The following is a 19,449-nucleotide window of genomic DNA, read 5'->3' as shown; positions in this document are numbered from 1 at the left end:
TTGATGCGAAATTATGGGCCAAGGGTCAAGCCTAGCCAAAGATGCGGCTGATCTCGCGTAGGATCTTGGCACGGATGGTTTGCGGGTACTCGCGGTGGGTGCGCGCTGTCATAACAAACCCGTTACGGGTAATGACCGCACCACGATAAAAGTTCGTTATGGCCAGACCCATCGATTCAATCGCGATACCGTTGATGGTCACACCTGCGCGTTCAGCGGCATTGCGTGCAGCGCGTACGTCTGTGCCGCCATTCGGTGTGCCATCGCCCGAAACATCAATCACCTGACGGTTGCAGTCAGGCACCTGATCAAACAAACCCAGCGAGAACCAGATCGCCTCGGCCGGGGCGGTATCTGATAGAACAAAGGCACGTTCCATCAGGCGGGCTTTCTGCGCAAAACCTTGAACATCCAGCGCCGTGCGCATCTGCGTCCATGGGATTGAGACAGTTTGCTTGTCCACGCCAGACCATTGCACGACAGTCAGGTAGTTTTCGCCAGCGACCATCGTTTCAACAATTTCAGGATCGCCCAGCGCATCTGCCAGCCCGTCTGTTTGCAGGCGATACTCGGCGACATCAATGGAGTTGGAAACATCAATTGTCAGGATCAACGCGGTATCGCAGGCCCTTGCGGCTACCGGGGCGAATGACACCATGAAAGCAAACACAAATCTTATCATCAGCTTATGGTGCGCAGAGCGGTTTGCCATTGCAAGACACAACCGTGTGGTCGCCTAACAAATGTGCATTTTATATGAGGGAAAGTGCAGGTTTCTGTTGCCAGGTACCTGCGGACCCCGCCTTAGGTCGCAAAACCCAAGGAGTTAAGGTTCGATATTAGGCACAGCTTACGCTGCGACTGCCATCGGTGCATTGTTGTCATTTGCAACTATACAATTTGTACCGATAACGGTGGTAACTCACCGAGACAAAGCTTACCCCTTTAGACGTTCGTCGATCCTATTTCGTCCCCATAGCCCCCAAATGAAGGGTGTTTGGTGGAGACGCCGGGTACCGCCCCCGGGTCCGATCCGCTTATTACGAGCGCGTTTATGTCCATAGTCCCGAAGGACAAATGAGACATAAGCAACATCTTCGACTCCTGCAAGGGGATGATCAGTTCGCGTAAAGCGCGACTCAGATTCAAGATCGGTTATCTTAATGAAACAATGGCAAAATCCTTGTGGGATTATCCATAAATTGCTGCGGTGAACAAAACCTGACTCAGCAAAATTATTGTAAAATGGCATCTCTCAGCACCCGGTTACGTGGCGGCAGCGTAATTTGCTTGCGTTTCGGTGGGCGTGTGAGCAATGTTAGTTCTGCCAGAAGTAAATAGTAATGAGGGTCAGATGTTTCCAATCACCAAATGCGCCGCACGACGTGTCCTGACAAATGTATCAGCTGCGGCACTGATGCTTGCAACACCTGCAATGGCAGAAGAAGTCACGCTTCGTTCAACTGATGGCAACATTGAGATAACGGGTGATCTGATTTCGGCTGGCGATGATGCTTATATCGTCAATGTCCCTGATATGGGTCAATTGCGTATCACCAGATCGACCGTCACATGCGATGGCCCCGGATGCCCGGAGGCCGCACCGACGCGTCTTCCTGCCGACCTGGTCATGGTCGGATCCGACAACGTTGGCGAAGATCTGATGCCACTGGTGATGGAGCCCTTTGCAGAGCTTCTGAACGCAACCGTATCAGAGCCGATTGAGTTTCCTGATGACATTGCACAGTATGTTTTCACGCCCATCGGTGGTGGCGATCCGTTCGTCATGGAAGTCGAGTCGAACGATTCCGAAATCGGATTTGACCGGCTGATCGAAGGCACTGCTGACATCGCCATGGCCTCTGGGCCGCCTGACGCAAACCAGGTTGCAGCACTCGCCGCACAGGGGCGAGGCGACCTGTTTGATCCGGCGCAAGAGTATATTGTTGGCGTCGACTCAGTTCTGATGACGGTGCATACAAGCAACCCCGTTGACGAGCTTTCGCGCCAAGAACTCGTTGGGATCTACACGGATCAGATCACCAACTGGTCGCAAGTCGGCGGCCCAAACCTCGCAATCATGCCCGGCGCGCGCGACGGGGGTTCCGCCCGTAGAAACTTTGAAAACTGGGCTTTTGGCGCGGAACGTGACCTATCACCCGGGACAGCTGAACTGGACCGTGGCCGCGATATGCGGGAATTCGTTCAGGACAACCCTGGTGCAATTGGGTATTCCATCAGCGATAACGTCGGTGACACCAAGCCGATTGACCTTGTTCTAGATTGTGGCGTTGTGACAGAAGCAACACCATTCAAAAGCAAGGCAGAAGAGTATCTGCTTGGCCGTCGCATCCGGCTTTACATCGACAACCAGAACCCAAAGCCTGAGGTGCGCCAGTTGGTGAATTTCATGATTTCACCAGCTGCGGACGAATATGTGGCTGAGTCGGGGTACTTCAGCCTCGGGCTTGTTGAGGACGATCGTGCGCTGGCCCGCCTGATGGATGCGGCTTTGATCGGGCAACCTGCACGCATTGGTCAAGCCGCCCGCAACGATATTATAAATGAACTGGTGAGCGCGGACCGATTGTCTTTGACTATTCGTTTTGACACGGGTGAGTTTGCGCTTGATAGCAAAGCACTCCGCGATATCGACCGTCTGGTGGATTATATGGCGCGGCCTGAAAATGCCGACCGTGAGTTCATTTTCGTCGGATTTGCTGATATTGTTGGTGACTATGCCTACAACGTGCAGCTCTCACGCAATCGTGCGGCCGAGGTTCTGCAACGTGTGCGGACCCATCCTGATGCTGGCGCACTGCGCGGCTTGGACATGAAAACGGTTGGATTTGGCGAAGCCGCACCTGTGAGCTGCAATGACAACGACTTTGGTCGGTCACGGAACCGCCGGGTTGAGGTTTGGGTGCGGTAGACACCTTTACACTGAATAAGCTAAAGGGGCGGCGCAGGCTGCCCCTTTTTCGTTACCGATTCACGTTCCTGATTTAGAGGTTGAGCAGAATTGCCGGAATGCCCACGGCTGCTTCGACCACGAAATAGATCCACTTCTTGCGGCTGGCCCCATCCACCATGATTGATGTCAATCGTCCCGCAGCAGCCCCCGACCAGCAGAACCCCAGCATGACATAGGCCTCCGGCGTGCCCAAGATCAGAGCGCCAATTCCCATTCCGACAAACAGACATCCTGCAGACGCGCGCACCTCTGACATGCCCATGGTGGTGTCGCCCATCTGTAGATCAAGCGCGCCAAGTGTATAGCGTGGCGCCAGCCAGCCAAAACAGCCCAGCCCGATGCTGAGGATTGCGAAGATGATGTTGATGATGTCCATTGGGCGGCCTTTCTGGTTGCCTGCCTCTAGATGGCGCGGGCTTGCAGAAGATCAATGGACCTGTTTATGAGGCCTGTGAATACTGTGCGGCGATATCGCTGAACCCGTCGTAGCGTTGCGCAATGATCCGCGTCAGGGCGCGCCCAGCATGCGTGATCCGCAACCCCGTACCCGTGGCCACGACATAGCCTGCAAAGTCTTCCAGGATCGCCGTGTGGATCGGCCCCAAAGAGCGCGCGTTGGGATGGGTGTCCAGCGTCTTGAGATCAATCTTAAAGTCGCACATCAGCATGTTGATTGCCGCAGCGCGTAACCTGTCATCGGCGTTCATTTCATAACCGCGATGGCCTGACAAAACCCCGGCCTCAACCCGTTCGATGTATGCGGCAGTGGCCGATGCATTCTGAACATAGCCTTGCGCGAATTGCGAAATGGATGACGCGCCGATGCCGATCAGCGTTGGGCAGGTGTCATCGGTGTACCCTTGAAAGTTGCGACGCAGATGGCCGTTTTTGGCAGCAATGGTCAGGCTGTCGTCTGGCTTGCCGAAATGGTCGATCCCAATGGCGTGATAGCCGCTGCCGGTAAAGGCCTGGGCGGCCTGACGGGCCAAGTGATAGCGCTCTTCTTCGCCCGGCAAAGCGTCATTGCGGATAAGTCTCTGCCGTTTTGAGAATGTGGGCACATGGGCATAGCCGAACAGGGCGATGCGGTCGGGATCCAGCGCGCGTACTTTCGCGATCGTATTGGCCAGCTTGGCAGGCGTTTGATGCGGTAGGCCATAGACCAGATCCGCATTCAGGGAAGTGATGCCAGCGGCGCGCAGGCTGTCGACGCAGGCACGCGTTTCAGCAAAGCTTTGTTTGCGCCCGATGGCCTCTTGCACATCAACTGCGAAGTCCTGAATGCCGATGCTGGCGCGGGTCATCCCCATTTCGGCCAATGCTGCGATTTTGGCGTCATCCACCAACGTTGGATCAATCTCGACCGAGAAACTGAAATCGGGGGCAGGCGGGATCACGTCTTTGACGGCCTGCGCCAACGCGCGGATCATATCAGGTGGCAGGATCGTAGGCGTGCCACCGCCCCAATGCATCTGCCCCATCGTGACGCCTGTCGGTAGCGTGGCGCGCAATAGCTCAAGTTCGTTCTTCACAACCCGCAGATAGTTCGCGACCGGCTTGAGCGTTGTTGTCCCTTGCGTCCGGCATGCGCAAAACCAGCAAAGACGCTCGCAAAACGGAATATGGATATAGACCGACACAGGCGTAGCTGGATCAAGTGCTTTGAGGCAACTGACCTGAAAACTCGCACCTGTCTGCGGGGAGAACGCAGTCGCCGGCGGGTAACTGGTGTAGCGGGGGACGCGGGCGTCAAAAAGGCCCGTGCGACGAAGGTTTGCGAGGTGTTCCATGCATCTGTTTTGACAGAATGCCGCATGGGGTTTCTTGCGCCAGATCAAATGGCGCAAGAATTCTTTGTGTGTATCAACTGAGCTGATTGATAAAACAGGCCGAGATTTCAGCGACCTGCTCGGGCGTATTGTCGCGCCGGAAGAATGTTTTGAAACCTGTTTCCGGGAACATCAAATAGGTCTGGGTAGAGTGATCAACGAGGTAGAACTCTGGGTCGTCGTCCTGTGCGCGATAGTAGGTCTTGTAGGCTTGACTGGCTGCTTTCACCTGCTCAGGCGTGCCTGTCAGCCCGATCATGTCTTCGTGGAAGTTATCCGTAAAGTCGCGCACGACTTCGACGGTATCGCGCTGCGGATCGACCGAGATAAAAATCGTACCAAGGTCAAGCCCTTGTTCTTCCAGCATATAAGCGGCCTGCGCATTGCGTGCGCTGTCCAGCGGACAGACGTCGGGGCAGAACGTATAGCCAAAGTAGACCAGTGTGGGTTTCGTGATTACGTCGGTGTCTGTGACCGTTTCACCCGTCTCTGACACCAGCTCAAACGGACCACCGATGGCGCTTCCGGCTACGGCGGTATCGCCACAAGGATTTGGCATCGCGTTCTGGGACTGCCACGTATAGGTGCCGATGGCAGCAGCGGCTGCGAGGGTCGTGGTCCCGAAGATGACAGCTTTCATAAGTGTCTCCTTTCAAATGGGCGTTTCTGTATCAGTTGCTGTGCGCAGCCATATCGCGTTTCACGACGTTGAACAGCACTTCAACCTCGCCAGCTTGTTCAAAAATCAGTGTGGCGGGCACGGTTTCACCTTCCTCCAGTGGGTCGCCCTGAAGTCCCATGAACATCACATGCAAAGCACCGGGCTCCAACACGACAGTTTCGCCAGCAGGCACGTCGATGCCGTCGATATGCATCATTTTGGCGACCCCATCCGTAAACTCTGTTGTGTGGATTTCAACGCGCGGGAAATCGGCCTCGACGCCGACCAAGCGGTCGTCCGTGGTACCTGTGTTGGTAATCTGCATAAAGCCGCCGCCGGCCATCGCAGAGGGTGCGGTTTCAAAAGCCTTGGCGTCTGTGATCGTGATCACGCTTTCAGCGACGGCTGTGGTTGCGGACAAGGTGAGAAAGGCCAGTACGGCCAAAGATATACGTTTCATTATGTTTGCTTTCGGTGTCGCAGATGCATGTCTGCGGTGATCTGAGAGGGTGAAAAAGTGGTCAGATCAGCCGAAAAGGGGGTGCGCGCGCAGCGTGGGCGTAGGAGCGTATTGCGGTCTGTTGCTGGGCTTCTTGAACAGGCCAATAGATGCCGCCTTCAACCTGTATCGTGGTAGCAGTGAAAGCAGGTGGCGGCACTGCGCAGCCAAGTGCAATAACGCAGGCCATGCATGTCGCAGCGGATGTCAGCGGTGCGCCACCGTCAGCACATAAGTCAGCCCAATCACCGCCAGCCAGCACATAGGCCTGCGCTTGTGCCTGATCCTGTGGCGAAAGGATACGGTGCCCAAAGCTGGACAGCGTCAGCGCGATCAGGACGCAAAGCGATATGACCGCCCGGTGGATCATGCCGCAGCCCGCAACGTGGCGCGTACATATTTTGCGGCCGACCGGTAATGGCTTGGTCCTGCCGCTTCGGCCCAGCGGCCGGGGGTCCATTTGTTATTCGCACCTTTCATCGGGCCGCCGTAGAGGTCGGCGTCGCTATGCGCGTCGATAAAGGCGATCAACTCGTGATAGCTGTCCTGCAGCATCTTCTGTACGTCATCCCAATTCAGATTTGCCTGCGATTGACGCAGGTCAGCGTTATAGCGTTTGAGGTCGTTCCATTTATACCCTTCAGCGGGAAAGAACACCTGCTTTCCCGCTTGTCCATCCGCATACCAGCCAAAGAAAAGCTGCGTCCAGTGGGCACGATGTCCGATGACGTCCTTGATGCAGGTTTCATCATATGGTGCGGCAGCTTGGGCTGCGGTCACATTCTCAAGAATGCCTGATAACTTATTGAATTCTTTCTCGGTTACGATGCGAAGGTCAGATTTGTTAGTCGCGGCTGGCATAGGGTGTTCCTTTCTGTCGCACCTAATCTATCTGATTCACCCTGTTGGATTTTGATGTAGATCACGACGTCGGCAGATTATCCGCGCTTGGCCTGTCGCTTGGCGATGACGTCCTGTGCAAGCTCTTGCGTATAGGCCGCAAGAGCCGCCAAATGCGCATCGGCGGCATGGGCGTCCTGTGCCTCAATCGCGTCAGCGATACTGGTGTGCAGGGCGACAATCTTTTCGCGGGACCGGGCGCTGAAGGTAATCATGTTCATTAATGGCTGCATCGCCTCGACAGCACCAGCCAATTGATAGGACAACACCGGGTTTCCAGCCGCGTCCACCAGCGCGCGGTGAAAGGCCACGTCAGAGGCGCAGAATGCTTCATCTGTCAGACCGGGCTGCTGCTGGCGGTGCGTTTCGGCGCGCATGGTGGCAAGGTGATCAGCCGTGCGGCGTTCCGCAGAAAGGGGTGCGCAGGCACGTTCCAACGCATAGCGTGCCTCACATGCGGTGGCGAAACTGATCTCATTCATCGACAAAAGCAGGGTTGAGGTGGTGATCTGTTGCCCGTAGGCGTCCTCGAATTTCAGCCGATTGACGAAGGCACCACCGGTCGCGCCGCGTTGGGTGCGGATCAGGGATTGCGCGGCAAGGCGTTTTAGCGCCTCGCGCACCGTTGGGCGGGACACCTCGAACTGATCGGCAAGCTCGGCCTCTGATGGCAGACGCTCATCCACAGGCAGTGCACCCGAAATAATGGCATCACGTATCGCCTTGGCGATTTGGGCAGAGAGGTCTGCGCGGTTTTTGGGATCAATTTTCATTTGTCAGACAATTAAACGTCTGACATATGATTGCGCAAGTCTTGAGTCGCACTTTGCCGTTTGGGAGGACCGCTTGTCGCACTTGATCCGATCATCGCTTTGGCTGGCCTTTTTTGGCGTGATCTTGGCGTCATGGTGGATCTTGTACATGATGGCGATCGACATGGACCTTGATCTGTTGGGGCGTCCCGGGCCGATGGGGCAGGCGATGGCCGCTATGAACCCGCGCATGCCGATGGATATGCCGATGGCACGCTTTGGTCCGCTGTTTGCGATGTGGGCCATTATGATGGCGGCGATGATGCTGCCGACATTGGTGCCGACGCTGACAACTTACGAACGGTTGATGGTCAGTGCGGATGGGACGCGTGCAGGATGGTTAGGCGTTTTGCTGGGTTATTTCATCGTCTGGGTGGGTTTTGCTGCCGTGATCGCGACCGTACAGCTGGCGTTGCTTTTTGGCGGTGTCATTGATATGCTTGGGATAGCGCCGATGTGGTTATCAGCTATTTTGCTGATCGTTGTCGGGGCTTTCCAATTCAGCCGCGTGAAAGAAGTCTGCCATGGCGTGTGCCATGCGCCGATGACCTATTTCCTTGGCCATTGGAAGACCGGATTTACCGGTGGTTTGCGGATGGGGCTAGGACTTGGTGCCTTCTGTGTCGTGTGCTGTTGGGGCTTTATGGCCCTTGGCTTTGTCGGCGGCGTGATGAGCCTGGCTTGGATGGGGTTGGCGACTTTGTTGATGGTCTTCGAAAAACTGCCCGATATCGGGCATCGTGTAATCAAGCCAACGGGCGTGGTTCTTATCGCTGCCGGTTTGGGTTTGGCAATTTTCTAACGAAAGGGACGAGATATGGCTGAGAAAAAACGCGCACCCGCAGATCGGTTGCCGATCTCGCAGCGGATTGATCAGCGGATGGAAAGCAATCCGCTGCGCCGCAAGATGAAACCGACCGAATGGGCGATCAAAGGCGAGTTGTTCCTGAATTGCTCGTGCACGGTGTTTTGTCCCTGTGTCGTCAGCCTTGGCGCGCATCCACCCACGGAAGGGCATTGTCATGCATGGATGGCGATTGCCATTGATGAAGGACACTTTGAAGGCGAAGACCTGTCGGGTCTGAACGTTGGTCTGCTGGTCGATATTCCGGGCCGCATGGCCGAAGGGAATTGGAAAGTGGCGGCTTATGTTGACGAACGTTCAACACAGAAAGCCTATAACGGTATCCTGAAAATCTTTAGCGGTGCGGCGGGCGGGACCACGGGTCTGTTCACCATGCTGGTATCCGAGATCATCGGGGCCGAACGCGAAAAGGTCGAGATTGTCCGCGAAGGCACCAAGCGCGGCATCTATATCGGGCGCAAGATCCAAGGCGAGATTGAAATGATGGCTGGCAAAGATGCCGATCATCCCGTCATGGTCAGCAATTCCAAATATTGGATGGGCCCCGATATCATTGCGGCCGCTGGTACCAAGTCGAAGGTCCGCGACTATGGCCGTGTCTGGGACTTTGGCGGCAAATCGGCCGAGATTTGCCCGATAGACTGGAAAGGCCCAAAGCCATGATCACGCCAGAGTACTGCCGGACGATGGCGCGGTACAATGCGTGGCAGAACAAAGGCCTGCGCGACATGGTACCGGCAATGGCGCTTGCGGAACTGGATAAGGATCGTGGCGCTTTCTTTGGGTCGATCAGGGCGACGCTGAACCATCTTTTGTGGGGCGATACACTGTGGATGAGCCGCTTTGATGGCGGTGCCGGACCCGATGTGCCTGCCAAAGATCACAAGGAAATGACGCCAACGCCCGCCGTTTGGGCAGCAGAGCGGTTTCGCATGGACGCACGGATCACATTATGGGCCGAAAGCCTGAGCGCCATTGATCTGGTCGGTGATTTGAAGTGGCAAGCGGCGATCGACGGCCGTGAGTTCTCTAAGCCGTTGGGGCAATGCGTTGTGCATTTCTTCAACCACCAGACCCATCATCGCGGGCAAGTCCACGCCATGCTAACGGCGGCAGGCCAAAAGCCCAATGATACCGACATTCCCTTCATGCCAGAGGATATGTGATGGCTGTCATTGTTCCTTCGCGCCGGATCCGGCGGACCCCTTTCACTGACGGCGTCGAGGCGGCGGGCGTAAAGGGTTATACAGTCTACAACCATATGCTGTTGCCGACTGTGTTTCGCAGCATTGAGGAAGACTATCACCATCTGAAAACTGCCGTGCAGGTCTGGGACGTCTCGGTAGAGCGGCAGGTTGAACTACGTGGACCTGATGCGGCACGGCTGATGCAAATGCTGACACCGCGCGATCTGCGAGGCATGCTGCCGGGACAGTGTTATTATGTGCCCATCGTTGATGAAACGGGCGGTATGCTGAATGATCCGGTTGCTTTGAAGCTGACGGAGGATCGCTGGTGGATTTCCATAGCTGACAGTGATTTGTTGTTTTGGGTCAAAGCCTTGGCCTACGGGTATCGTTTGGACGTACTGGTGGATGAGCCTGATGTTTCGCCTCTGGCGGTGCAAGGCCCCTTGGCCGAAGACCTGATGGCGCGGGTCTTTGGTGATGCTGTGCGCAGCATTAAATTCTTTCGCTTTGGCTGGTTTGACTTCCAAGGCGTCAGCATGGCCGTCGCGCGGTCGGGATACTCGAAACAGGGCGGCTATGAGATCTACGTTGATGGTACCAAGAATGGGATGCCGCTTTGGAATGCGCTGTTTGAGGCGGGCAAGGACCTGGACGTCTATGCCGGATGTCCAAACCTGATTGAACGGATCGAAGGTGGATTGCTTTCTTATGGCAATGACATGACCCGTGAGAACACGCCGCATGAATGTGGGTTGGGGCGGTTTTGCTCAACCCAGACAGCCATTGGTTGCGTGGGACGCGATGCGTTGCTGCGTGTCGCGAAAGAGGGACCCACCCAACAGGTGCGCCCCATCGCGATTGAGGGTGACATTCCAACCTGCGATCAGGTTTGGCCGCTGATGGCCAAGGGCAAGCGCGTGGGGCAGGTGACCTCTGCTGCGAAATCGCCGGACTACAAAACCAATGTGGCGATCGGTATGGTGCGGATGACCCATTGGGATCAGGATACGACCCTGGAGGTCGTGACGCAGGATGGGCCGCGTCAGGCAACCGTGCATGAAGAGTTCTGGATTTAGCGCTTGAGGTTGCGTCGGAGCCTCCGGCGGAAGTTTGATTGGACGAAGAAAGCAGGGGCATGGCGCCCCGAATGAGAGGATAGACGATGTTTAACGCTTTGGTGGTTGAGAAGAATGATGAGGGCAAGACAAGTGCTGCGGTGCAGGAACTATCGCTCGACCAACTGCCTGCGGGCGATGTGACGGTCGCTGTTGATTATTCAACCGTGAACTACAAAGACGGGCTTTGCATTGGTCCCGGTGGCGGTTTGGTCCGTAACTATCCGCATGTACCGGGCATTGATTTTGCGGGCACAGTCGAGGCATCAGATGATGCACGCTACAAGCCCGGTGATAAGGTCGTTCTGACAGGATGGCGCGTGGGCGAGGCCTATTGGGGTGGGTATTCTCAAAAGGCCCGCGTGAAGGCCGATTGGTTGGTCCCACTTCCCGATGGGTTGGATACGCGGCAGGCGATGGCTGTTGGGACCGCTGGTTTCACAGCAATGCTGGCTGTCATGGCGCTTGAGGATCATGGGATCAAGGACGGGCCTGTTTTGGTAACCGGTGCCGCTGGTGGCGTTGGTTCGGTTGCAACCGCGATCCTTGCCAATCTGGGCCATCAGGTTGCTGCCGTCACCGGGCGGCCTGAGACGGCGGACTATCTGACGTCATTGGGGGCCACGCAAATCGTACCGCGTGAGGAGCTTAAAGAGATCACGCGCCGCCCGCTTGAGGCGGAAATGTGGGGCGGCTGCGTTGATGCCGTCGGTGGCGAGATGTTGGCGCGCGTGCTGGGCCAGATGAAATATGGTGCATCAGTCTCTGCGGTTGGGCTTGCGGGTGGGGCGGGATTGCCTGCTTCAGTCATTCCCTTCCTGTTGCGCGGTGTGAATCTGCTCGGCATCGACAGCGTGATGCAACCCTATGACAACCGGGTTAGGGCTTGGGCGCGCATTGCCAAGGATCTGCCGATGGATAAGCTGGAGGCGATGATCCAGCCTGCGACACTGTCGGACCTGCCGGAGCTGGGTGCAGGCATCCTGCAAGGTCAGGTCAAAGGCCGCGTTGTCGTTGATGTGAACGCCTGATTCGCCTTGTCGCAAACGAGCGATTCGTACCGCTAGTTCCATTGGAACTGGCGGCATTTATCTTTAAAATAGGGCTAAGATGCTGCGTTGCGGCAAAGGCGAGGGTGTCGTTTTTGGGCTATTCCCGCCGTTTATCGGTTTGGTAACGCAATGATTCGGTGTACGCTGAATGAATAAAAAATAGCCAACAGGGGACTATACAATGGCACTTAAGCCACCACTTATGGATCTGCCGATCAAAACAGCGGCAAGCGGGTTTTACCGCGGGTTCACCAAAGATGTGACAATCACAGCCAAAATATTGGTCGGAGCCCTGATCATCTGGGCAGTCGCGTTTCCCGATCAGGCGGCCTCTGTTTTGGGCAGCATCAACGGGTTTATCCTAGCGTCGTTCAACTATTGGTACGTCTTTGCAATGGCGTTCTTTGTCATTCTCTGCCTTGGGCTGGCGCTTTGGCCTGCTTCCGGGCGGCTGAAACTGGGTATGCCCGACGACAAACCGGAGTTTTCAAATTTCTCTTGGTTTTCCATGATGTTCGGTGCCGGTATTGGTATCGGCATGCTGACATTCGCGACCGCTGAACCGATGTATCACTGGGCATCGAACCCAGCGACGATCATGGGCGAAACCACAGGCAGCACCGCAGGCAACGTCCGTGATGCATATATCTGGTCCTTTACGCACTGGGGTCTGGCTGCGTGGGCATCATATGCCGTCGTTGGTTTGGCCTTGGGCTATTTCTCATATCGCCGTGGTCTGCCATTGACGATCCGGTCCGGTCTGACGCCGCTTTTTGGTAAGGCGCTGTCAGGTCCTTTGGGCCATACGATTGATGTTGTGGCCGTTGTGGCGACCGTCCTTGGCGTGTCGCAAACGCTTGGCTTTGGTGTCGAGCAATTCATTTCCGGCCTGTATCGCATTGGCTTTGGCGAATGGCTTTACAGCACCAACGCCGCTGGTGAGCAGAGCTCATCCACGATGGCGATCATCGTAGCATTGATCGTGATCATGGGTGCCTCGACGCTTTCGGCGTTGTCCGGCGTGGGCAAGGGCATCAAGTGGTTGTCGAACATCAACATGGGGCTGAGCTTTTTCATCCTCGCGTTCTTCATCATCTTCGGATCGACCCTCTTTGGTCTGACGGCGCTGTTTGTCGGCATATGGGACTACCTTGTGTCTATTCCCGGCAATATCTTCACTGTATGGGCAGCCGACGGCACCGAACAGGGTGATGCGCTAGCCGCCTGGCAGGGTGGTTGGACCATTTTCTACTGGGCTTGGTGGATCGCGTTTGCACCGTTTGTGGGTGTGTTCCTTGCGCGTATCTCGCGTGGGCGGACGGTGCGTGAATACGTGCTGGGCGCTTTGATCATTCCTGCGGTCATGTGCTTTGTCTGGTTCGCGCTGGTCGGTGGCACGGCCATTGATCTGGAACTGAACGGTGACGCGAACGGTGCGATCACAGGGGCCGGTCAGTCGGATCAGCTTTTTGCGATGCTGGCCGTGATACTGCAACCAACCCTGGCGTGGATCATGTCGGTCATCGTCGTGATCTTGCTGCTGACCTATCTGGTCACTTCCGCAGACTCTGCAGTGTTGATCATCAACACAATCAATGCCGCCGGTGACGAAGGTCCAAAGGCGCGTCCACATATCCTGTTCTGGGGTGCGGCACTTGCGCTGGTTGTGGGTGGTCTGATCATCGCGGGCGGTCTGGGTGCGATCCAGACAGCGATGGTAATCGGTGCACTGCCGTTCAGCGTTGTGATGGTTTTGATGGGCATTTCGCTGATCAAGGGCATCTGGCGCGACAGCCGTCGCGAAGCCGAGGGTGTCGCATCAACCGTGCCGGAAGAGGGCGTTCCAGCCGAATAACGGTACCGCCCCGACAAATGATTGGCCCCGGTGCTTGCGCATCGGGGCCTTTTTCGTATCCATGTCTGCATGAACCTAGATATCGCATGGGTGCGCGCCCAATTCACCGCCTTTGACGTTCCTGACCTGCAAGGTCAGGCCTTTTTTGAAAACGCAGGCGGGTCCTACACCTGCCGTCCGGTGATTGACCGTTTGCACCGGTTTTATACCGAACGGAAGGTGCAGCCTTATGCACCTTACGACGCCTCACGGTTGGGTGGCGAAGAGATGGATGAGGCGCGCCGCAGGTTGGCTGAAATGCTGGGTGTCAAAACGCATGAGCTGTCTTTTGGTCCTTCAACCACGCAGAATACCTATGTATTGGCGCAGGCCGTCCGCAAATGGATCAAGCCGGGGCAGAGCATTGTGGTGACCAATCAGGACCATGAAGCCAACAGTGGACCTTGGCGCCGGTTGGCGGAGGAGGGCGTGTCCGTCGTTGAATGGAAGATTGATCCCGAGACAGGTGAGCTAAACCTTGAGGACTTGGCGACGCTGCTGGAACAGAACGTGGCGCTTGTTGTCTTTCCGCATTGTTCGAATGTTGTGGGCGCGATCAATGATGTCGCGGGCATCTGCAAGCTGGCACAGGCGGCAGGGGCCCGGACCGTTGTGGATGGGGTCTCTTATGCGCCGCATGGCTTTCCCGATGTCGATGCGCTTGGCTGTGATGTCTATCTATTCAGCGCCTACAAGACCTACGGCCCCCACCAAGGTATCATGGCGATCCGCGAGGAGTGGGGTATGGAACTGCCGAACCAAGGGCACCATTTCAACGGTGATACGCTATATTATCGGTTCACGCCTGCCGGGCCTGATCATGCCCAAGTGGCAGCCAGTGCCGGTATGGCAGATTATTTTGAGGCGATGTCTGCGCATCATGGCGGTGGCAGGGGCGCTGCTGCTGCACGCAAATCCCATGATCTGATGCGCGATCACGAGGTCGCAGTCTTGCAGCCATTGCTGGATTATGTGTCGGCCAAGAACTCGGTCCGGCTCATCGGTCCTGCGGACGCTCATCGCCGTGCGCCCACCGTTGCAATGGCGTTGGAAACCGATGCAGAGGAAGCGGCGGCCAAACTTGCACCTCATGGTATCATGGCAGGCGGCGGTGATTTCTATGCGCAGCGTCCGTTGTCTGCGGTCGGTGTGGACCTGTCCAAAGGCGTCCTGCGCGTCAGTTTCGTGCATTACACCACCAAGGATGAGGTTGACGCGCTGATGGGGGCGCTAGATCAGGTTTTATAAGCAGGCGAAGTAGCCCTGCGCGGAGGTCTGATGAGCAAATCCCCCATTCTGATGTGGTTCCGGCGCGATCTGCGCTTGGGTGATCACGAGGCGCTGACCGCTGCTTGCGGTGCGTATCGCCCTGTGATCCCGGTTTTCATACACGATGAGCTGACCGAAAGCCTTGGGGCGGCACCCAAGATGCGGTTGGGTCTTTCGGTCGAGGATTTGGCAAAGTCGCTGGAGGAAAAGGGCAGCAAGCTGATACTGCGCCGTGGCGATGCGCTGACTGTGCTGCGTGATCTGATAAAGGAAACCGGGGGAGGGGCCGTCTATTGGTCGCGTCAGTACGATCCTGCGGGTAAAGAACGGGATATGGCCGTCAAGGCTGCTTTGAAAGAGGATGGTGTCGTTGCCGACAGCTTCAAAGGCCATGTGCTGTTTGAGCCTTGGACGGTGGAAACAAAGACAGGCGGTTTCTACAAAGTCTACACTCCGATGTGGAAATCTGTGCGCGGCAATGATGTGCCTGCGGCCTTGCCGACGCCGGGCAGCATCCCGGCGCCCGATGCTTGGCCGGCGTCTGACGACCTTGCAGACTGGCAGATGGACGCCGCCATGCAACGTGGTGCAGACATCCTTAAAAGCCATTGTACTGTCGGCGAAAGCGCGGCCTCGCACAGGTTGGGCGCGTTTATTGCAAATGACGTTGCCAGTTACGTTAAGAACCGCGACCTACCTGCTGTCGACGGTACCTCGGGCCTGTCCGAGAACCTGACCTACGGCGAAATCAGCCCGCGCAAGTGCTGGCACGCGGGTTGGCGGGCATTGCATGACGGCAAAAGCGACGCCGAGACGTTTTTGAAAGAATTGGTCTGGCGCGAGTTTGCCTATCATCTGGCCTTTCACACACCGCGCATTGTCAGCGGGAACTGGAAGGAAGATTGGGATGCTTTCCCGTGGAATACCGATGAACACCACCCCGAGGTACTGGCATGGAAACAAGGCCGCACAGGTATTCGTTTTGTCGATGCCGCCATGCGCGAGATGTATGTGACAGGCACGATGCATAACCGTGGGCGCATGATTGTCGCGTCCTATCTGACGAAACATTTGCTGTGTCACTGGAAGATCGGGCTGGACTGGTTCGCTGATTGCCTGATTGACTGGGACCCATGCAGTAACGCGATGGGTTGGCAGTGGTCAGCAGGGTCGGGGCCGGACGCGACGCCGTACTTTCGGGTGTTCAACCCGGTCACACAGTTGGATAAATTCGATAAGGATCGCGCCTACGTCAAGAAATGGATTGCTGAAGGGACCAAGAGCCCCAGTGCGACAGCCTTGTCATATTATGATATGATCCCGCATAGCTGGGGAATGAGCGCGCAGGATCGCTATCCCGATCCGATTGTACCCGCAGATGTAGGACGTCAAAGGGCGCTGGACGCGTATCAGAACCGCGGCTTCTAGGTGCCGTAAGGTCAGTTATCGCAAAATTTGAACGTTTTCCGTGACTTCAACGTATCAAGAGTTAATTAAGGTTTAAGGGTAGAGGGCTGCAAAGTCCCACGGAAGATATGACAACGGGAACACAGATGATCTTAACAAGTACTGACGGGCAAACCGGGTTGCCACGATACTTTGCGCGAGTCTTTGATCAGATCAAACACCTGAGCAAAGGCCGGGTGGATATCATTCTGCCCGACGGCCGCCATTTTCGCGCAGAGGGCTCAGAGCCTGGGTATGTGGCTGAGGTACATGTGCACAATGATGATCTGTTTGCGCGCACGGTGCGTGAGGGCGACATGGGGTTTTCAGAGGCTTATCTGGACGGCTGGTGGACCACCCCCGATTTGATGGCCGTGATGGACTTTATGCATGATGATGCCGATCACATCTATGACGGGTTTCCTGCGCAACGTCTGATCCGCGCCTATGAGCGGCTGCGGTTTTGGATGCAGCGCAACTCCAAAACCCAAGCGCGCAAGAACATCAGCTATCACTATGATCTGGGTAATGAATTCTACGGCCTGTGGCTTGACGACACGATGACCTATTCATCCGCGATTTTTGAAACCGGTCAGGAAAGCACGGAAGCCGCGCAGATTGCAAAATACGCCAGCATGGTTGACCAGATGGGGGCCAAAGCGGGTGACCATGTGCTTGAAATCGGCTGCGGCTGGGGCGGTTTTGCCGAATACGCCGCGAAAGAGCGCGGGATCAAGGTAACCGGGCTGACGATCAGTCAGGAACAGCACGACTATGCGGTCGCACGCATGTCCAAGGCCGGTCTGTCTGATATGGTTGAGATCAAGATGCAGGATTACCGTGATGAAAAGGGCGTCTATGACGGCATCGCCAGCATCGAGATGTTCGAGGCCGTGGGCGAACAATACTGGCCCACATACTTTGAAACGGTGCGTGAACGTCTGAAACCGGGCAAACACGCAACACTTCAGATTATCACGGTGAAGGACGAACGCTTTGAAAGCTACCGCAAAGGTGTGGACTTCATTCAGAAGTATATCTTCCCCGGTGGGATGCTGCCCAGCCCAAGCGTTCTACGGCAAGAGGTTGAAAAGGCTGGACTAAATGTATCTGGATCTATCGAGTTTGGCAAAAGCTACGGGCTGACGTTGCGCCGCTGGCATGAGACATTCAATGAAAAATGGGATCAGGTTGCTGCCTTGGGCTTTGATGACCGCTTCAAGCGGATGTGGGATTTTTATCTGACCTCTTGTGCCGCGACATTTGATAGCCGAAACTGCGACGTAACGCAGATTACCGTGACGCGGACCGCTTGAACGAGGCCGCGCGCGTCAAAATGAGGGACGCAAGTTATGCCGACAGCAGGACGCCTTGCCGGGGCCGTGATTTTCGCCTTGTTCGGGTGGTATCTTGGTGGCATTTCGGTCGAGCTTTTCCCTGAGGCCAATGCACCGGACTTTTGGCTGCCTGCCAATGCTTTCATCGGTTTGATCATTGGTTGGAAAATCTGCGGAAGCCGCGCAGGAAATGGCTACAACGCGGCTATGGGTGTCGGATTGACCTGCGCATTTGCTTTGGGGTTTTGCGCATTGTTCGTTGTGGCATTTAACCAGATGATCTCAAATGCGATGCGGTTGCGGTATGATGGGCCAATGGACGCTATTGTCGGTATATTTAGTCTCATGCTCGAATTCGCCGTGTATTTCTATGATTTCACGTTGATCGCGACCTTGCTGGTCGGCAGCGTCATTTGTGCCTGGTTCACTGAATTCTTTGGACAGCGTTACCCCTAGATCATGGATCTTTTTGTTTATGGGACGTTGCGTGCACGTGATCTGATGACGGCTGTCGCGGGATCAGGGCAATGGGTTGCGATACCGGCATCCTTGCCAGATTTCGCCGTTCATACAGTTGCTGATAACGTTGTGCCGTTCATTTCACGCGAGCAGGGTGCTGGTGCTAACGGGATTATTTGGCAAGACGTGACAGAGGCGCAATGCGCCCGGCTCGACCTCTATGAAGGCGCATTTGGCTACACGCTGGAAGATGTCACCGTTTTAACAGCTAGCGGGCCGCGCACGGCTAAATGCTATATGCCGCCCCCCGACATTGCGGCTGACCCGTCCCCTTGGTCTTTGGCCGATTGGGAGGCCGATCATCTTGCCCCGGCGTTACTGGCGGCAACAGAGCTATTCTCTCATGATCCGCTGCCATCGCAGGCGCAGTTGCGCTCCATGTGGCCTATGATTGAGGCGCGCGCATGGTCAAAGCACCGTGCCAAGGCTGGTCCGGCGACCACGCGCTATCAGGCGCAGCCTGCCGATTTCCCAATCCTGAAAGCACGCCCACCACACGGTCAGTTCTTTCGGTTTCAAAATGTTGACGTCTCGCATCGGACATTTGCCAGCGGACAGTCTGTGCCGCATGAACGTGAGGGTTTTATCGGCATAGATGCCGCGATTGTTCTGCCTTATGACGCCGCGCGCGACCGCGTGCTTTTTGTGGAACAGGCGCGCCTTGGGCCGCGGCTGCGTCATGATCCAAACCCTTGGATGCTGGAACCCGTGGCCGGGATCGTTGATGCCCGCGAAGCGCCTGAACAGGCCGCCCTGCGCGAGTGCCGCGAGGAGGCCGCGCTCGACGTTAAGGTTCTGGAACCGGCAGGGTCATTCTATGTTTCACCGGGAGCATCGACAGATTATTTCTATACCTATGTTGGCCTTTGCGATCTGCCTCAGACAGACCCCTACCTTGGCGGGCTGCCTGATGAGGGTGAAGATTTACGTCTGCACCCGATGTCCTTTGACGATGCGATGACATTGGCCGACAGTGGTGAGATTGCCACGGGCCCCGCGCTTTATCTGCTCTACTGGGTTTTGCGGCACAAAGCGCGTTTGCAGACCTTGGTCTGATCCTTTGATGCCTTGATGTCGCGCCAGTGCA

Annotated in this window: 20 protein-coding genes and 1 other RNA gene; 12 read left to right on the top strand and 9 right to left on the bottom strand. The window is 56.1% G+C overall.

Features of this window, described 5'->3' with window-relative positions; all coding sequences use genetic code 11:
* Positions 1 to 31 precede the first annotated feature (31 nt).
* Both MWU60_RS03430 and ssrA read right to left on the bottom strand, forming a co-directional pair.
* A complete protein-coding gene (locus MWU60_RS03430) occupies positions 32 to 682 on the bottom strand; it encodes a DUF1194 domain-containing protein (protein WP_247225641.1) in 651 nt (216 codons plus the stop codon).
* A gap of 83 nt (positions 683 to 765) precedes the next feature.
* Positions 766 to 1,114, bottom strand: a transfer-messenger RNA (tmRNA) gene (gene ssrA / locus MWU60_RS03425).
* Between the two features lie 321 nt (positions 1,115 to 1,435).
* On the opposite strand from ssrA, the gene MWU60_RS03420 reads away from it, so the two are divergent.
* On the top strand, positions 1,436 to 2,932 hold the full coding sequence (locus tag MWU60_RS03420) for a phosphate ABC transporter substrate-binding/OmpA family protein (protein ID WP_247225640.1): 1,497 nt from the start codon (positions 1,436 to 1,438) through the stop codon (positions 2,930 to 2,932).
* A gap of 73 nt (positions 2,933 to 3,005) precedes the next feature.
* Here the strand turns inward: MWU60_RS03420 and MWU60_RS03415 are convergent, their stop codons facing one another.
* The 7 genes from MWU60_RS03415 to MWU60_RS03385 all read right to left on the bottom strand — a co-directional run bounded on the left by MWU60_RS03415 (position 3,006) and on the right by MWU60_RS03385 (position 7,636).
* Complete coding sequence (locus MWU60_RS03415; RefSeq protein WP_247225639.1) at positions 3,006 to 3,350, bottom strand: DUF4345 family protein; 345 nt, start codon at positions 3,348 to 3,350, stop codon at positions 3,006 to 3,008.
* 64 nt (positions 3,351 to 3,414) lie between these two features.
* Positions 3,415 to 4,764 carry an oxygen-independent coproporphyrinogen III oxidase gene (hemN, locus tag MWU60_RS03410; RefSeq protein ID WP_247225638.1) on the bottom strand — a complete coding sequence of 450 codons (1,350 nt, stop codon included), beginning with the start codon at positions 4,762 to 4,764 and terminating at the stop codon, positions 3,415 to 3,417.
* Between the two features lie 73 nt (positions 4,765 to 4,837).
* Positions 4,838 to 5,443, bottom strand: coding sequence for an SCO family protein (locus tag MWU60_RS03405; protein ID WP_247225637.1), 606 nt, complete (start codon positions 5,441 to 5,443; stop codon positions 4,838 to 4,840).
* A 31-nt stretch (positions 5,444 to 5,474) separates the two neighbouring features.
* Positions 5,475 to 5,924, bottom strand: a complete 450-nt coding sequence (locus tag MWU60_RS03400; protein WP_247225636.1) for a copper chaperone PCu(A)C — start codon at positions 5,922 to 5,924, stop codon at positions 5,475 to 5,477.
* A gap of 61 nt (positions 5,925 to 5,985) precedes the next feature.
* Positions 5,986 to 6,333: a hypothetical protein gene (locus MWU60_RS03395; RefSeq protein ID WP_247225635.1), complete on the bottom strand. Its 348-nt coding sequence runs from the start codon at positions 6,331 to 6,333 to the stop codon at positions 5,986 to 5,988.
* Positions 6,330 to 6,824 carry a ClbS/DfsB family four-helix bundle protein gene (locus MWU60_RS03390; RefSeq protein ID WP_247225634.1) on the bottom strand — a complete coding sequence of 165 codons (495 nt, stop codon included), beginning with the start codon at positions 6,822 to 6,824 and terminating at the stop codon, positions 6,330 to 6,332. The genes MWU60_RS03395 and MWU60_RS03390 overlap by 4 nt, the downstream gene beginning before the upstream one ends.
* A gap of 77 nt (positions 6,825 to 6,901) precedes the next feature.
* Positions 6,902 to 7,636 carry a GntR family transcriptional regulator gene (locus MWU60_RS03385; RefSeq protein ID WP_247225633.1) on the bottom strand — a complete coding sequence of 245 codons (735 nt, stop codon included), beginning with the start codon at positions 7,634 to 7,636 and terminating at the stop codon, positions 6,902 to 6,904.
* Between the two features lie 73 nt (positions 7,637 to 7,709).
* Here MWU60_RS03385 and MWU60_RS03380 point away from each other — a divergent pair, with 73 nt between their 5' ends.
* The 11 genes from MWU60_RS03380 (at position 7,710) to MWU60_RS03330 (ending at position 19,418) form a co-directional block, all read left to right on the top strand.
* Positions 7,710 to 8,477, top strand: a complete 768-nt coding sequence (locus tag MWU60_RS03380; RefSeq protein ID WP_247225631.1) for a DUF2182 domain-containing protein — start codon at positions 7,710 to 7,712, stop codon at positions 8,475 to 8,477.
* Between the two features lie 15 nt (positions 8,478 to 8,492).
* Positions 8,493 to 9,203, top strand: a complete 711-nt coding sequence (locus MWU60_RS03375) for a DUF1326 domain-containing protein (protein WP_247225630.1) — start codon at positions 8,493 to 8,495, stop codon at positions 9,201 to 9,203.
* Positions 9,200 to 9,706 (top strand): DinB family protein, encoded by a 507-nt coding sequence (locus MWU60_RS03370; protein WP_247225629.1) that lies wholly within the window; start codon positions 9,200 to 9,202, stop codon positions 9,704 to 9,706. The genes MWU60_RS03375 and MWU60_RS03370 overlap by 4 nt, the downstream gene beginning before the upstream one ends.
* Positions 9,706 to 10,806 (top strand): dimethylsulfoniopropionate demethylase, encoded by a 1,101-nt coding sequence (locus MWU60_RS03365; RefSeq protein WP_247225628.1) that lies wholly within the window; start codon positions 9,706 to 9,708, stop codon positions 10,804 to 10,806. The genes MWU60_RS03370 and MWU60_RS03365 overlap by 1 nt, the downstream gene beginning before the upstream one ends.
* Positions 10,807 to 10,892: 86 nt before the next feature.
* On the top strand, positions 10,893 to 11,876 hold the full coding sequence (acuI, locus tag MWU60_RS03360; RefSeq protein ID WP_247225627.1) for an acryloyl-CoA reductase: 984 nt from the start codon (positions 10,893 to 10,895) through the stop codon (positions 11,874 to 11,876).
* A gap of 202 nt (positions 11,877 to 12,078) precedes the next feature.
* Positions 12,079 to 13,752, top strand: a complete 1,674-nt coding sequence (locus MWU60_RS03355; protein ID WP_247225626.1) for a BCCT family transporter — start codon at positions 12,079 to 12,081, stop codon at positions 13,750 to 13,752.
* A 69-nt stretch (positions 13,753 to 13,821) separates the two neighbouring features.
* Positions 13,822 to 15,039 (top strand): aminotransferase class V-fold PLP-dependent enzyme, encoded by a 1,218-nt coding sequence (locus MWU60_RS03350; protein WP_247225625.1) that lies wholly within the window; start codon positions 13,822 to 13,824, stop codon positions 15,037 to 15,039.
* A 30-nt stretch (positions 15,040 to 15,069) separates the two neighbouring features.
* Positions 15,070 to 16,488, top strand: a complete 1,419-nt coding sequence (locus MWU60_RS03345; RefSeq protein ID WP_281493183.1) for a deoxyribodipyrimidine photo-lyase — start codon at positions 15,070 to 15,072, stop codon at positions 16,486 to 16,488.
* 125 nt (positions 16,489 to 16,613) lie between these two features.
* Entirely contained in the window at positions 16,614 to 17,822 is a 1,209-nt protein-coding gene (locus MWU60_RS03340; protein ID WP_247226163.1) for a cyclopropane-fatty-acyl-phospholipid synthase family protein, read from the top strand.
* Positions 17,823 to 17,858: 36 nt separating this feature from the next.
* On the top strand, positions 17,859 to 18,299 hold the full coding sequence (locus MWU60_RS03335; protein WP_247225624.1) for a TrgA family protein: 441 nt from the start codon (positions 17,859 to 17,861) through the stop codon (positions 18,297 to 18,299).
* 3 nt (positions 18,300 to 18,302) lie between these two features.
* Positions 18,303 to 19,418 (top strand): NUDIX domain-containing protein, encoded by a 1,116-nt coding sequence (locus tag MWU60_RS03330; RefSeq protein ID WP_247225623.1) that lies wholly within the window; start codon positions 18,303 to 18,305, stop codon positions 19,416 to 19,418.
* Positions 19,419 to 19,449: the final 31 nt, after the last annotated feature.

It is taken from the genome of Yoonia sp. F2084L, assembly GCF_023015625.1.
Taxonomy (GTDB): domain Bacteria; phylum Pseudomonadota; class Alphaproteobacteria; order Rhodobacterales; family Rhodobacteraceae; genus Yoonia.
The sequence above is the reverse complement of the archived record's forward strand: the minus strand, read 5'-3'. Positions and strand labels throughout refer to the sequence as shown.

Coding starts and splice junctions, on each gene's coding strand:
- MWU60_RS03430 (WP_247225641.1), bottom strand. CDS start 682: ATGATAAGATTTGTGTTTGCTTTCATGGTGTCATTCGCCCCGGTAGCC.
- acuI (WP_247225627.1), top strand. CDS start 10,893: ATGTTTAACGCTTTGGTGGTTGAGAAGAATGATGAGGGCAAGACAAGT.
- MWU60_RS03370 (WP_247225629.1), top strand. CDS start 9,200: ATGATCACGCCAGAGTACTGCCGGACGATGGCGCGGTACAATGCGTGG.
- MWU60_RS03375 (WP_247225630.1), top strand. CDS start 8,493: ATGGCTGAGAAAAAACGCGCACCCGCAGATCGGTTGCCGATCTCGCAG.
- MWU60_RS03415 (WP_247225639.1), bottom strand. CDS start 3,350: ATGGACATCATCAACATCATCTTCGCAATCCTCAGCATCGGGCTGGGC.
- hemN (WP_247225638.1), bottom strand. CDS start 4,764: ATGGAACACCTCGCAAACCTTCGTCGCACGGGCCTTTTTGACGCCCGC.
- MWU60_RS03405 (WP_247225637.1), bottom strand. CDS start 5,443: ATGAAAGCTGTCATCTTCGGGACCACGACCCTCGCAGCCGCTGCTGCC.
- MWU60_RS03395 (WP_247225635.1), bottom strand. CDS start 6,333: ATGATCCACCGGGCGGTCATATCGCTTTGCGTCCTGATCGCGCTGACG.
- MWU60_RS03345 (WP_281493183.1), top strand. CDS start 15,070: ATGAGCAAATCCCCCATTCTGATGTGGTTCCGGCGCGATCTGCGCTTG.
- MWU60_RS03335 (WP_247225624.1), top strand. CDS start 17,859: ATGCCGACAGCAGGACGCCTTGCCGGGGCCGTGATTTTCGCCTTGTTC.
- MWU60_RS03350 (WP_247225625.1), top strand. CDS start 13,822: ATGAACCTAGATATCGCATGGGTGCGCGCCCAATTCACCGCCTTTGAC.
- MWU60_RS03385 (WP_247225633.1), bottom strand. CDS start 7,636: ATGAAAATTGATCCCAAAAACCGCGCAGACCTCTCTGCCCAAATCGCC.
- MWU60_RS03390 (WP_247225634.1), bottom strand. CDS start 6,824: ATGCCAGCCGCGACTAACAAATCTGACCTTCGCATCGTAACCGAGAAA.
- MWU60_RS03420 (WP_247225640.1), top strand. CDS start 1,436: ATGGCAGAAGAAGTCACGCTTCGTTCAACTGATGGCAACATTGAGATA.
- MWU60_RS03340 (WP_247226163.1), top strand. CDS start 16,614: ATGATCTTAACAAGTACTGACGGGCAAACCGGGTTGCCACGATACTTT.
- MWU60_RS03330 (WP_247225623.1), top strand. CDS start 18,303: ATGGATCTTTTTGTTTATGGGACGTTGCGTGCACGTGATCTGATGACG.
- MWU60_RS03365 (WP_247225628.1), top strand. CDS start 9,706: ATGGCTGTCATTGTTCCTTCGCGCCGGATCCGGCGGACCCCTTTCACT.
- MWU60_RS03400 (WP_247225636.1), bottom strand. CDS start 5,924: ATGAAACGTATATCTTTGGCCGTACTGGCCTTTCTCACCTTGTCCGCA.
- MWU60_RS03355 (WP_247225626.1), top strand. CDS start 12,079: ATGGCACTTAAGCCACCACTTATGGATCTGCCGATCAAAACAGCGGCA.